This is a genomic window from Baekduia sp. (assembly GCF_035996765.1).
Classification (GTDB): domain Bacteria; phylum Actinomycetota; class Thermoleophilia; order Solirubrobacterales; family Solirubrobacteraceae; genus Baekduia.
Map to the genome: position 1 here is coordinate 60,494 of NZ_DASYJG010000014.1, position 10,978 is coordinate 71,471.

Sequence of the window (10,978 nt, forward strand, 5' to 3'; positions counted from 1 at the left end):
CAAGACAGTAACGCTCCGCGGTCAGCCCACCGGCCGCGCCGGCTGCGATCCTGGCGGCAGTGTCCGATCAGTTGTTCTCCTTCGGCGACGCCGAGCATGGGGCGGGCGGGTCCGCGTCAGATCCGAACGCCCCGCTGCCGGCGCGCATGCGCCCGCGCACCCTGGCCGAGCTCGTCGGCCAAGAACATGTCCTCGGCGAGGGCTCGTCGCTGCGCGTGGCGATCGAGCACGGCCGCCCGTTCTCGATGATCTTGCACGGGCCACCCGGCACCGGCAAGACGACGCTGGCGCGGATCGTCGCCACCAGCGCTGATGCGGCCTTCGAGGAGCTCAGCGCGGTCCAGGCCGGCAAGGCCGAGGTCACGCAGGTCATCGCGCGTGCACGCGAGCGCCGCCGCGGCGACCGCTCGACCGTCCTCTTCCTCGACGAGATCCACCGCTTCAACAAGGCCCAGCAGGACGCGCTGTTGCCCGCGGTCGAAGAGGGCTTGGTGACGCTGATCGGCGCGACGACCGAGAACCCCTACTTCTCGGTCAACGGCGCGCTGCTCTCGCGCTCCCAGGTGTTGGAGCTGCGATCGCTGACCGCCGAGCACGTCGAGACGCTGCTGCGCCGCGCGATCGAGCGCGGTGAGCTGGGCGACGTGACGATCGACGACGAGGCCGTGGCGTTCCTGGCCCAGCGCAGCGGCGGCGATGCGCGCAGCGCGCTCGGCGCGCTGGAGTTGGCGGCCGAGACGGCGGGGGCGGATGGGTCCGGTACCGTCGCCCTGGCCGGCGCCGAGAGCGCGCTGCAGCGCAAGGCGGTCCGCTACGACCGCGCCGGCGACCAGCACTACGACCTGATCTCCTCGTGGATCAAGTCGACGCGCGCGAGCGACGTCGATGCCTCGCTCTACTACTTGGCCATCATGTTGGAGGGCGGCGAGGACCCGCGGTTCATCGTCCGGCGCATGGTGATCTTCGCCTCCGAGGACATCGGCAACGCCGACCCGCGGGCGCTGATGGTCGCGACCTCCACCGCCGCGGCGATCGAGTTGGTGGGGTTGCCCGAGGGCGCCCACGCGCTGGCCCAGTGCGCCGTGTACCTCGCCCTCGCGCCCAAGTCCAACGCCTCCTACAAGGCGCTCGGCGCGGCGCGCGCCCACGTGCGCGAGCACGGTGCGCAGGCACCGCCCGCCTACCTGCGCTCCGGTCCGCTGGCCGACGAGGGCTACGACTATCCCCACGACCGCCCGGGCCACGTCTCGCCCCAGCAGGTTCTGCCGCCCGGCCTGGAGGGCGTCCGCTTCTACGAGCCCGACGGCCAGGAGGCGCCGTTCGCCGAACGGGTCGCGGCGATCCGGCGGGCGCGGGGGCTGGACGGATGACGCTGAGCTCCGTGGCGCCCGCGACCGGCGAGGCGCTCGGGACGGTCGCCATGGCGTCACAGCACGACGTCCTGACCGCCGTCGCCGAGGCGCGCGCGGTGCAAGGGCTGTGGGCGCAGCTGCGACTCAGCGATCGTGCGCGCTACATGGCGCGTGCTGCGCAGGCCGTCATCGACGAAGCCGATGAGCTGGTCGAGCTGATCTGCCGTGAGCAGGGGCGGCCACGCACGGAGGTCGAGATCGGTGAGCTGCTGCCGGCGATCGAGACGCTGCAGTGGCTCGGCGAGGCCGGTCCGCGGATCCTGTCGGGCGAGCGCGCCGCGCTGTCGCGCGTGTTGCATCCGCTGACCCGCGCGCGCTGGAGCTATGAGCCGCTCGGCGTCGTCGCCGTCCTCGGTCCTGCCGCCGAGCCGTTCGCCACGCCGCTGGGCGACGTCGCCGTCGCGCTGATGGCCGGCAACGGCGTCGTGCTCAAGCCGTCGCCGCACGCGGCGCTCAGCGGCGCGCGCGTCGCGCGCGTCTTCGCGCGCGCCGGGCTGCCGCCCGGGCTGCTGCAGGTCGTTCAAGGCCATGCGGCGACGGGCGGGGCATTGGTGGAGGCACCGGTCGCGCAGGTGCGCTTCACCGGCTCGGCGCTGGCGGGCGCCAAGGTGCTGGAGGAGTGCGCGCGCGGGGTCAAGCGCGTCGTCGCCGAGCTGGGCGGGACCGACGCGGCAATCGTCTGCGCCGACGCCAACATCGCCCGCGCCGTGGAGGGCATCGCCTGGGGCGCGTTTGCCAACGCGGGGCAGTCCGGCGGCTCGATCGAGCGCGTCTACGTGCTGCGCGAGGTCGCCGACGAGCTGCTCGCGGGCTTGATCGCGCGGGCGCGGGCGCTGCGCGTGGGCGATCCGAGCGATCCCGAGACCGAGATCGGCCCGCTGGTCGGCGGCGAGCGGCTGGGGCGCGTGGTCGAGCTGCTCGACGACGCCGTCGCCCAGGGCGCGACGCTGCACTGCGGTGGGCCGGTGGACGTGGCCGGGTTCAGCGGCGCCTTCTGCGCTCCGGCCGTCCTGGCCGGCGTGCCGGCCGGCGCGCGGCTGGCACGCGAGGAGGCGCCCGGCCCCGTGGTCGCCGTCACCGTGGTCGACCGCGAGGAGGACGCGATCGCCGCCGCGAACGACAGCACCCTCGGCCTGGGAGCATCAGTGTGGACCGCTGATCGCTATAAGGGTGAGCGCATCGCCCAGCAGCTCCGCGTCGGCATGGTGTGGATGAACGACCACCACGTCGCCCGCAGCGCGCCGCAGCTGCCCTGGGGCGGCGTGCACGGCTCGGGCATCGGGCGCGCTCGTGGCGCGATCGCGCTGCGCACCTGCGCCGAGCCGAAGGTCGTCACCTGGGACCCGCCGCGCGGCAAGGCGTTCTGGTGGTTTCCGTATGACCGCGCGCTGGCGCGCACCGTGCGGGCGGTGGCACGCCTGCGCTCGACGCGCGATGCCGACCGTGAGCGCGGGCTCCGCGAAGGGGCGGCACCCGCGCTCACCGTGGTGGCACGCACGATGAAGTCACTGCGACGGAGGTAGCGGCGTTTCCGACCCGCACGCCGGAAACGCCGCTAGGGTCCGTGCGAGGGCCGTGGCGACGAACGCGTCCTGCCTCACGTTCGCCACGACAACGGTGCTCGCCCCCTTGACCGGCGCCTCCCGCCGCTCGGACTCGAGGAGGCGGAACCTAGACTTGCCGGATTGGCAGGAACGCCGTCTGCCAGAAAGTGCATCGCTTTGCACCGGGAAAGCGACGACTACTGGCCAAGAGCTGGCGCGGAGCCCGCGCCGGTCGCGCCTCAGGCGGCCGCCGGCACGTAGCGCAGGCTCGACGGCAGCAGCGGCACGAGCACGCGCTTGACGTACTCGGCGCCGCCGCGCAGGGCGATCGCGCGCGCCGGATCCCATGAGAAGCCGTAGCCGCGGCGAATGCCGCGCGGAAGCAGGCCCACGGTGATGAAGTTCGCCAGCTCGACCAGCGGCCGGACCTTCAGCGGCAGGGGCGGACGCAGCACGACCTCGATGCCGACCTCGCGCGCCGTCGGCGTCACGTGCAGGTCGCCCGAGCGCCGCATGGCCGACATGTAGGCCTCGAAGTCGTCCCAGGTCGCGGGCATGTCGGCGTCGCGCAAGCCGAAGAGCCGGCCGATGATGCGGTAGTCCTGCCAGTAGGCGTCGCGCTCGGCGGCGCTCAGCCCGGTGACGTAGCGCTCGTAGACGATGACGGCCGAGTCGACCAGGCAGGCGATGATCCACAACAACAACTCCGGATCATCCGCCGCCCATGGCGTGCCGGCGGGAAAGCGGCCAGCGTCGTGGGGCAGGACCCCGGACGCCCGCGCGTGCATGGCGCGCACGCGCCGGGTCTTGCGGTCGGCCTCGGCCTTTGGACCCCAGGCGATCACGTCCATCACCTCGGCCGTGCGCCGCAGGCGCTTGTAGGGATCGTCGAGCGAGCCCGTCGCCATGAAGAACCCCTCGAACGCCACGGGATGCGCGGCCATCATCAGCAGCGCGCGCGGGCCGGACAGCGCAACGACCTTCTCGCGATGAACGCGCCGCAGCAGAGAGTCGTCGGTGAAGTACGAGGGCGCCATCGTGATCTCTGTCACAGGGTACGGCCGTCTACCCTGTTCGAGATGCCTGCCGCTGCTTATGAAGGGAAGGAATGCGTCTGCCAGTTCAAGCGCGGGGTCTGTGACCAGACCTGCGTGCGCGACATGCTGGACACGCCCTTCTACATCGCCTGCCTGAAGCTGCGCGGGCGGCGTTGCCTGGTCATCGGTGGCGGCGCGCTGGGGCTGGAGAAGGCCGAGGGCCTGCTCGCCTGCGACGGCGACGTCACCGTGATCTCGCCCGAGATCGGGCCAGAATTGGAAGAGCTGGCGCGCGAGGGCTCGATCCGCTGGGAGCAGCGCCAGTACGCCGGACCGCAAGACCTCGAGGGCATCTTCATGGTCATCGCCTGCACCGACGACACCGACACCAACATCGCGATCTACGAGGACGCCGAGCGCCGCGCGATGCTGGTCAACATCGTCGACGTCCCGCCGCTGTGCAACTTCATCCTCCCGGCGATCGTCCGCACCGGCCCACTGGCCATCGCGATCTCCACCGCCGGCGCATCCCCCGCGCTGGCCAAGCGCATGAAGCGCGAGATCTCCGCCCAGTTCGGCGAGGACTACGCCCGCCTGGCGATCATGCTCAACGACGTCCGCGGCTGGGCCAAGGGCACGCTGCCCACCTACCAGGACCGCAAGGACTTCTTCGAGTCCATCGTCAACGGCTCACCCGACCCCATCGCCCTCATCCGCGCAGGCGACGAGGCACAGCTGCTCGACATCATCGAGCGCGCCAAGACGCAGTACGCGCCGGCGACGGCCTAGAGGGCCCCGGCCGCCGTCGAGCGGCCCAAAAGAATGTGGCAAGGAATCGGCTAAAAGTGGCAAGATAAGCCGCGATTACCTGATTTGCGCTCGTTCTCTGACATTCACGCCGCGCTCGACGCACCGCCGCTCGACGTGGTCACGCTGCTCGGACGCATCGAGCTGGGTCGCGGACGGGAGGGGCTTTACCGCAGCCAGGCACCGCAGGTGCTTGAGCGTCTGGCAGCCCAAACCCGCTTTGACTCGATCACCGCGTCGAGCGCGATCGAGAACGTGTTCGTCGACGACGACCGTGCGCTCAAGTTCCTGCGAGACCCGGACAAAGCCGGGGCGTATCGGGACCGTTCCGAGCTCGAGTTCGTGGGCTATCGCGACGCCACCGACTACCTAATGACCAAAGGGGAGCGGGAGCCGCTCACCGTTCCCCTGCTCCTGCATCTGCACCGACTGCTCATGCAGCACACCGGCGATCCGCTCGCGGGGAAGCTCAAGACGAGCGACAACCTCATCGGCGAGCGCGCGGGCGGACGCGTGCGAGTGATCTTCAAGACCGTCCCTGCCGGCGGCCAGACCGAGTGGCATCTCAACGAGCTCGTCGCACGCTATGAGGAGGTGATCACCGACGCAGCGGTCCCGGGCCTGCTCGCCGTCTGCGCCCTCATCCTCGACTTCCTCGCCGTCCATCCATTCCAAGACGGCAACGGCCGCATCGCACGCCTGCTCACCACCCACGAGCTCCTCCGCGGCGGATGGGGAGTAACGCGTTACGTCAGCATTGAACAGCGGATCTTCGAGAGCAAGAACACGTACTACGCGGCCCTGCGCATGAGCCAAGCGCATTGGCATGACGGCGGGCACGACGTCTGGCCATGGACGCGGTACCTGCTCCAGATCATCGCCGACGCCTACGACGACTTCGAGCGCAAGATCGCGGCCGGTGCGGAGCTCGTCGGCCAGACCAAGCACGAGCAGGCGCGCAACTACATCCTGACCCAGGCGCCGCGGACCTTCCGGTTGGCACAGATCTTCGACGCGCTGCCCGACATCTCGCCCGCCACGATCCGCGACGCCGCCGATGGCCTCAAAGACGACGGCGTGCTGCAGGTCGGTCGCGGCCGGTCCGCTGTGTGGACACGGATCGACGAGGGCTAGAGTCGGCCTAGATGCCCGACCGCCTGACGCACCTCGACGAGCATGGTGATGCGCGGATGGTGGATGTCGGTGGCAAGCCGGTGACGGAGCGCCGAGCGGTGGCGCGGGCGGTGGTGCGGATGAAGCCGGAGACGGCGCGGATCGTCGCGGCCGGGGATGCGCCGAAAGGCGATGTGCTGGGCGTTGCGCGGATCGCCGGGATCATGGCGGCCAAGAAGACGGGTGACTTGATCCCGCTCTGCCATCCGATGGGACTTGACCACGTCGACGTCGACGGCGTCGTGGATGTCGAGGCCGGGACGGTCACGATCACGGCGTCGGCGGGCGTCACCGCGCGCACGGGCGTCGAGATGGAGGCGATGACGGCTGCCTCGGTCGCGGCGCTCACGGTCTACGACATGGTCAAGGGCGTCGAGCGTGGCGTGGCGATCGAAGAGGTCGTCCTGCTGGAGAAGAGCGGCGGCGCGAGCGGCACGTGGCGGCGCTGAACGCCGCGCGGTTCTAGTCTCCGAGACGATGCGCACCTGCGTGCTGACCGTCTCGACCTCCGTCTCGCGCCGCGCGAGCGAGGACGAGTCCGGCCCGCTGCTGGCACAGCTGGCCGAGGAGGCCGGCGCCGACGTCGAGGCGATGGAGGTCGTCCCCGACGACTACGCCCTGATCGAAGATCGCCTGCACCATTACGTCGACGACGGCTTCGCGCTGATCTTCACCACCGGCGGCACGGGCTTCACGCCCGACGACATCACGCCGGAGGCCACCCGCGCGGTGATCGAGCGCGACGCCCCCGGGATCGCCGAGGCGCTGCGTGCCGAATCGGCCAAGCACACGCCGATGGGCATGCTCTCCCGCGGTGTGTCGGGCATCGCGCACCGCACGCTGATCGTCAACTTCCCTGGCAGCCCGAAGGCCATCGGCCAGCTCTTCCCCGTGATCGCCCCGGTGCTCCAGCACGCCGTGGGCACGCTGCAACGCCAAGATGGCGAACCCAGCCATTGAGCTGGCGGGGCTAACGCGGCGCTACGGCGACCGCGAGGCCCTCGCCGACGTCTCGCTGACGCTCCAGACCGGGCGGACGCTCGTGATCTTCGGCCCCAACGGCGCCGGAAAGACGACGATGCTGCGCGTCCTCGCGACGCTCCTCAGACCCCACGCCGGCAGCGTGACCGTCCTGGGCTCCGAGCTCCCGCAAGCCGGCTGGGCCGTCCGCGGCCGCATCGGGTTCCTCGGCCACGCCAGCCTCCTGTACCGCGACCTCACCGCGCGCGAGAACCTGCGCTTCCACGCCCGGCTGCACGGCACCCCGCACGAGCGCGTCGAAGAGCTGCTCAACGCCGTCGGCCTGCGCAACCGCGCCGACGACCCGGTCCACACCTACTCGCGCGGGATGGTCCAGCGCGCCGCCGTCGCCCGCTGCGTCCTGCACGACCCCGAGCTGCTGCTGCTCGACGAGCCGACCGCCAACCTCGACCCGCACGCCGCCGAGCTGGTCGAGCCGCTGATCGGCGCGGCATCGGGGCGCACGCGGGTGGTCACCAGCCACGACCCGGTCGGTGGCCTGCACGGCGCCGACCTCGCGCTCGGCCTGCGTGCCGGGCGCACCGAGCTGCTGGCGCCCGCCGGCGACGTCGACCGCGACGCGATCGGGGCGTTGTATCGATGACCGCGCCCACGCCGCCCTCCACGCGCGCCGCCGTCGGCGCGCTGCTGCGCAAGGAGCTGCGGCTGGAGCTGCGGACCTTCCAGGTCATCCCTGCGATGGCGCTGTTCAGCGTGACGACGCTCGTCGTCTTTCACTTCAGCCTCCAGGCCAACACGGTCGAGGGCTCGCTGGCCGCGGGCGTCCTCACCGTGACGCTGCTGTTCAGCGCGATCCTCGGCATCAACCGCCTCTTCGTCGCCGACCAGGAGGAGAGCGGCTTCGACGGCTTCCTGCTGGCGCCCGTCGACCGGACCGCGATGCTCGTCGCCAAGGCGCTCGCGCTCGGCGCGTTCCTCGTGATCCTCGAGCTGATCGCGGTGCCCGCCTTCGCGCTGATGCTGCTCGATCCCAACCTCACGGGCGCCGTGCTCGGCCAGACCGTCGTGGCGCTGGCGCTGGCCGATATCGCCATCGCCGTGGTTGGCACGTTGGTGGGCGCCCTGGCCATCCAAACCCGCGCGCGCGACCTCATCGTGCCCCTGATCGCGCTGCCGCTGCTGCTGCCGGTGGTGATCGGGACGGCGAAGCTCCTGGCGCCCACGTTCGCCGCGGCGGGCGCGGCGGCGCTCCCCGGGCGCTGGCTGGCGATCCTCGGGCTCTATGATCTCGTGTTCGGGCTTCTCGCCTACGCCGTCTTCGACTTCCTGCTCGAGGACTGAGCCCGAGCCAGGTAACGCAGATGTCCGGCAACCGCCTTCTCACGCTGTCCGTCGCGACCGTGGTCACCATGATCACCGGGTACTCCCTGGCCGCGTTCTACGCGCCGATGGACGCCGATCAGGGCTTCCTCCAGAAGATCTTCTACCTCCACGTCCCGATGGCGATCGTCGCGCTCTGCGGCTTCGTCTTCGGCGGGATCTGCGCGGTGATGCACCTGCGCACGAGCGACTCGAAGTGGGACCTGCGCTCGTATGTCGCGATCCACGTCTCGGTCATCCTCGGCGTCGGCGTCCTGCTCACGGGCGCGATCTGGGCCAAGGCCTCGTGGGGTCACTGGTGGGTGTGGGATGAGCCGACGCTCGTCAGCTTCCTCATCATCTTCCTGCTCTACGCGACCTACACGCCGCTGCGCTTCTCGATCGAGGACCGCGAACGTCAGTCGCGCTACGCCTCGGTCTTCGCGATCACCGCCGGCGCGTTCGTGCCGTTGAACTTCATCGCCGTACGCGCGGCCACGCAGACCGTGCACCCGCGGACGTTTGACCGCACCGGCAACCTGCCACCGCACATGGCCACGGCCTTCCTGGTCTGCCTGATCGGCATGACGTTGTTGTACGTGCTGCTCTGGCAGTACGAGATGGCCCATAAGAACACCGTCGCGCAACTGCGTGCGCTGCGGCGCAAGCTCGGTGAAGACGACGGCGTTCGCGCCCGCCGCTCCGCCGCTCCCGAACTGCAGGTCCGCTAGATGCTCGCCTCCACCACGCTTCCCGACAACGCCGGCTACGTCGCCGCCGCCTACTTGGTGTTCTTGGCGCTGCTGCTGATCTACGTCGGGATCATGGCCTACAAGTTGGTCAAGGTGCAGCGGTATGTGGTCGAGATCAACGAGCTGGTCGCCGACGAGGCGACCGAGCCGCCGCGCGTGCGCGAGGAGACCCCGGCATGAGGGCTCGCGCATCGCATCGCCAACTGCAGCGCGAAACGCCGGAGGTATTCGCGTGAGCGGCGAGCTCCTCTGCCTCGGCATCTCGCACAAGACCGCCCCGGTCGCCGTGCGCGAGCGCTTGGCGCTGACCATGCCCGAGGCGCAACGCCTCTGCCAGGAGCTCGTCGAGACCGACGCGATCCGCGAGGCCGTCGCGATCTCCACCTGCAACCGCACCGAGATCTACCTCGTCGGCGACCCCGTCGGCGCCGAGAGCGAGCTGCTCTCGCGGCTGGCCCAGCGCGCCGGCACGCGCCCGACCGAGCTGACCGACGCGATGTACGCGCCGCGCAACTGCGACGCCGCCCGCCAGCTCTACCGCGTCGTCTCCGGCTTGGAGTCGATGATCGTCGGCGAGGCCGAGATCCAGGGCCAGGCCAAGCGCGCCTACGAGGCCGCGCTGGAGGCCGGAACGACCGGCCCGCTGACCAACCGCCTCTTCACCGCCGCGCTGCAGACCGGCAAGCGCGTGCGCTCCGAGACGACGCTCGGCGAGGGGCGCGCATCGGTCTCCTCGGTCGCCGTCGGCCTCGCACGAGACCTGATCGGCCCCGAACTCGCCGCTCGCGACGTCGTGATCATCGGCGCCGGCGAGACCAGCGAGCTGACCGCACGGGCGCTGGCCGAGGAGGGCGTGCGGACGATCTTCGTCGCCAACCGCCGCGCCGACCGCGCCCGCTCGATCGCCGAGCGCTTCGGCGGCTCGGTCTCCTCGCTGCACGATCTTCCCGACCGCCTGATCGAGGCCGACATCGTCGTCGCCTCGACCTCCTCGCCCCATCCGATCATCGGCGTCGACGAGCTGGCGCTGGTCATGCGTGAGCGCGAAGGCGCCCCGCTGCTGCTGATCGACATCGCTGTCCCGCGCGACATCGAGGCCGCCTGTGGCGAGCTCGAGGGCGTGACGCTCTACGACATCGACGACCTGCAGGCCGTCGTCGCGCGCAACCGCCAGGTCCGCGAGGACGAGCGCGCGCAGGCCGAGGCGGTCGTCGAGGACGAGATCCAGCGCTTCGCCCGCTGGATGGGCACGCTCGACGTCATGCCGACGATCGCCGCGCTGCGCGAGCACGGCGACGCGATCGTCGAGCAGGTCCTGGCCGAGAACGAGGGCCGCTGGGAAAGCGCGTCGGCGCGCGACCGCGCCCGGATCGAGGCGCTGGCCCGCTCGCTGATGGCGCGCCTGCTGCACGAGCCGACGATCCGCCTGAAGTCTGTCGACCGCGACGGCGGCCACGGCCGCGTCCAGTTCGCGCGCGAGCTCTTCGGCCTGGCCGAGGGCATCACCGATGGGCGGGCGGGATCGGATTCCGCCGCAGACGACGCCGCACAGGCCGACGTTCATCCCCTGCGCCGCCGCGGCGCCGGGCAGTGAAGCTCGGAACGCGCGGCAGCGCGCTGGCGCTCGTCCAGGCGCACGCGGTCGCCGCCGCGCTCGGCGGCGGCGCCGAGATCGTGGAGATCACGACCAGTGGCGATCGTGGGATCGCCGGCGACAAGGCGCGCTGGATCGACACGATCGAGGACGCGCTGGAGTCGGGCGCGATCGACCTCGCCGTCCACTCGGCCAAGGACGTCCCCGCCGTGCTGGCCGACGGGCTCGAGCTGCTCGCAGTGCCCGCGCGCGAGGACCCGCGCGACGCGCTGGTGGGCGCGCCGGACCTGGACGCGCTGCCCGGCGGCGCCCGCGTCGG

General features: G+C 71.1%; 12 protein-coding genes and 1 pseudogene. 12 read left to right on the top strand and 1 reads right to left on the bottom strand.

Annotated features, from left to right (window positions below; genetic code table 11):
• Positions 1-59: 59 nt before the first annotated feature.
• Together VGO10_RS02990 and VGO10_RS02995 are read left to right on the top strand one after the other, a co-directional pair.
• Entirely contained in the window at positions 60-1,370 is a 1,311-nt protein-coding gene (locus VGO10_RS02990) for a replication-associated recombination protein A (protein WP_327464998.1), read from the top strand.
• Positions 1,367-2,935 carry an aldehyde dehydrogenase family protein gene (locus VGO10_RS02995; RefSeq protein ID WP_327465000.1) on the top strand — a complete coding sequence of 523 codons (1,569 nt, stop codon included), beginning with the start codon at positions 1,367-1,369 and terminating at the stop codon, positions 2,933-2,935. The genes VGO10_RS02990 and VGO10_RS02995 overlap by 4 nt, the downstream gene beginning before the upstream one ends.
• A gap of 260 nt (positions 2,936-3,195) precedes the next feature.
• Here the strand turns inward: VGO10_RS02995 and VGO10_RS03000 are convergent, their stop codons facing one another.
• Complete coding sequence (locus VGO10_RS03000) at positions 3,196-4,008, bottom strand: oxygenase MpaB family protein (protein WP_327465001.1); 813 nt, start codon at positions 4,006-4,008, stop codon at positions 3,196-3,198.
• Between the two features lie 27 nt (positions 4,009-4,035).
• On the opposite strand from VGO10_RS03000, the gene VGO10_RS03005 reads away from it, so the two are divergent.
• The 10 genes and pseudogenes from VGO10_RS03005 to VGO10_RS03050 form a co-directional block, all read left to right on the top strand.
• Positions 4,036-4,782 (top strand): bifunctional precorrin-2 dehydrogenase/sirohydrochlorin ferrochelatase, encoded by a 747-nt coding sequence (locus tag VGO10_RS03005; RefSeq protein WP_327465003.1) that lies wholly within the window; start codon positions 4,036-4,038, stop codon positions 4,780-4,782.
• An 84-nt stretch (positions 4,783-4,866) separates the two neighbouring features.
• Complete coding sequence (locus tag VGO10_RS03010) at positions 4,867-5,934, top strand: Fic family protein (RefSeq protein ID WP_327465005.1); 1,068 nt, start codon at positions 4,867-4,869, stop codon at positions 5,932-5,934.
• An 11-nt stretch (positions 5,935-5,945) separates the two neighbouring features.
• Positions 5,946-6,422, top strand: a complete 477-nt coding sequence (moaC, locus tag VGO10_RS03015) for a cyclic pyranopterin monophosphate synthase MoaC (RefSeq protein WP_327465007.1) — start codon at positions 5,946-5,948, stop codon at positions 6,420-6,422.
• Between the two features lie 28 nt (positions 6,423-6,450).
• On the top strand, positions 6,451-6,933 hold the full coding sequence (locus VGO10_RS03020; protein ID WP_327465009.1) for a MogA/MoaB family molybdenum cofactor biosynthesis protein: 483 nt from the start codon (positions 6,451-6,453) through the stop codon (positions 6,931-6,933).
• Positions 6,914-7,597, top strand: a complete 684-nt coding sequence (ccmA, locus tag VGO10_RS03025) for a heme ABC exporter ATP-binding protein CcmA (protein WP_327465011.1) — start codon at positions 6,914-6,916, stop codon at positions 7,595-7,597. Before VGO10_RS03020 ends, ccmA begins: the two co-directional genes overlap by 20 nt.
• Positions 7,594-8,295, top strand: coding sequence for a heme exporter protein CcmB (locus VGO10_RS03030; RefSeq protein WP_327465013.1), 702 nt, complete (start codon positions 7,594-7,596; stop codon positions 8,293-8,295). Before ccmA ends, VGO10_RS03030 begins: the two co-directional genes overlap by 4 nt.
• A 20-nt stretch (positions 8,296-8,315) precedes the next feature.
• Positions 8,316-9,044 (top strand): cytochrome c biogenesis protein, encoded by a 729-nt coding sequence (locus VGO10_RS03035; RefSeq protein WP_327465015.1) that lies wholly within the window; start codon positions 8,316-8,318, stop codon positions 9,042-9,044.
• Positions 9,045-9,245 carry a hypothetical protein gene (locus VGO10_RS03040; RefSeq protein WP_327465018.1) on the top strand — a complete coding sequence of 67 codons (201 nt, stop codon included), beginning with the start codon at positions 9,045-9,047 and terminating at the stop codon, positions 9,243-9,245.
• Between the two features lie 52 nt (positions 9,246-9,297).
• Positions 9,298-10,659, top strand: a complete 1,362-nt coding sequence (gene hemA / locus VGO10_RS03045; protein WP_327465020.1) for a glutamyl-tRNA reductase — start codon at positions 9,298-9,300, stop codon at positions 10,657-10,659.
• Positions 10,656-10,978, top strand: a pseudogene (locus tag VGO10_RS03050) (hydroxymethylbilane synthase); the annotation flags it as partial. The gene hemA and the pseudogene VGO10_RS03050, both read left to right, overlap by 4 nt.

Bases quoted from the DNA above. Each gene is read 5' to 3' on its own strand.
- VGO10_RS02995 (WP_327465000.1), top strand. From the start codon at position 1,367: ATGACGCTGAGCTCCGTGGCGCCCGCGACCGGCGAGGCGCTCGGGACG.
- VGO10_RS03005 (WP_327465003.1), top strand. From the start codon at position 4,036: ATGCCTGCCGCTGCTTATGAAGGGAAGGAATGCGTCTGCCAGTTCAAG.
- moaC (WP_327465007.1), top strand. From the start codon at position 5,946: ATGCCCGACCGCCTGACGCACCTCGACGAGCATGGTGATGCGCGGATG.
- VGO10_RS03020 (WP_327465009.1), top strand. From the start codon at position 6,451: ATGCGCACCTGCGTGCTGACCGTCTCGACCTCCGTCTCGCGCCGCGCG.
- ccmA (WP_327465011.1), top strand. From the start codon at position 6,914: ATGGCGAACCCAGCCATTGAGCTGGCGGGGCTAACGCGGCGCTACGGC.
- VGO10_RS03030 (WP_327465013.1), top strand. From the start codon at position 7,594: ATGACCGCGCCCACGCCGCCCTCCACGCGCGCCGCCGTCGGCGCGCTG.
- VGO10_RS03035 (WP_327465015.1), top strand. From the start codon at position 8,316: ATGTCCGGCAACCGCCTTCTCACGCTGTCCGTCGCGACCGTGGTCACC.
- VGO10_RS03040 (WP_327465018.1), top strand. From the start codon at position 9,045: ATGCTCGCCTCCACCACGCTTCCCGACAACGCCGGCTACGTCGCCGCC.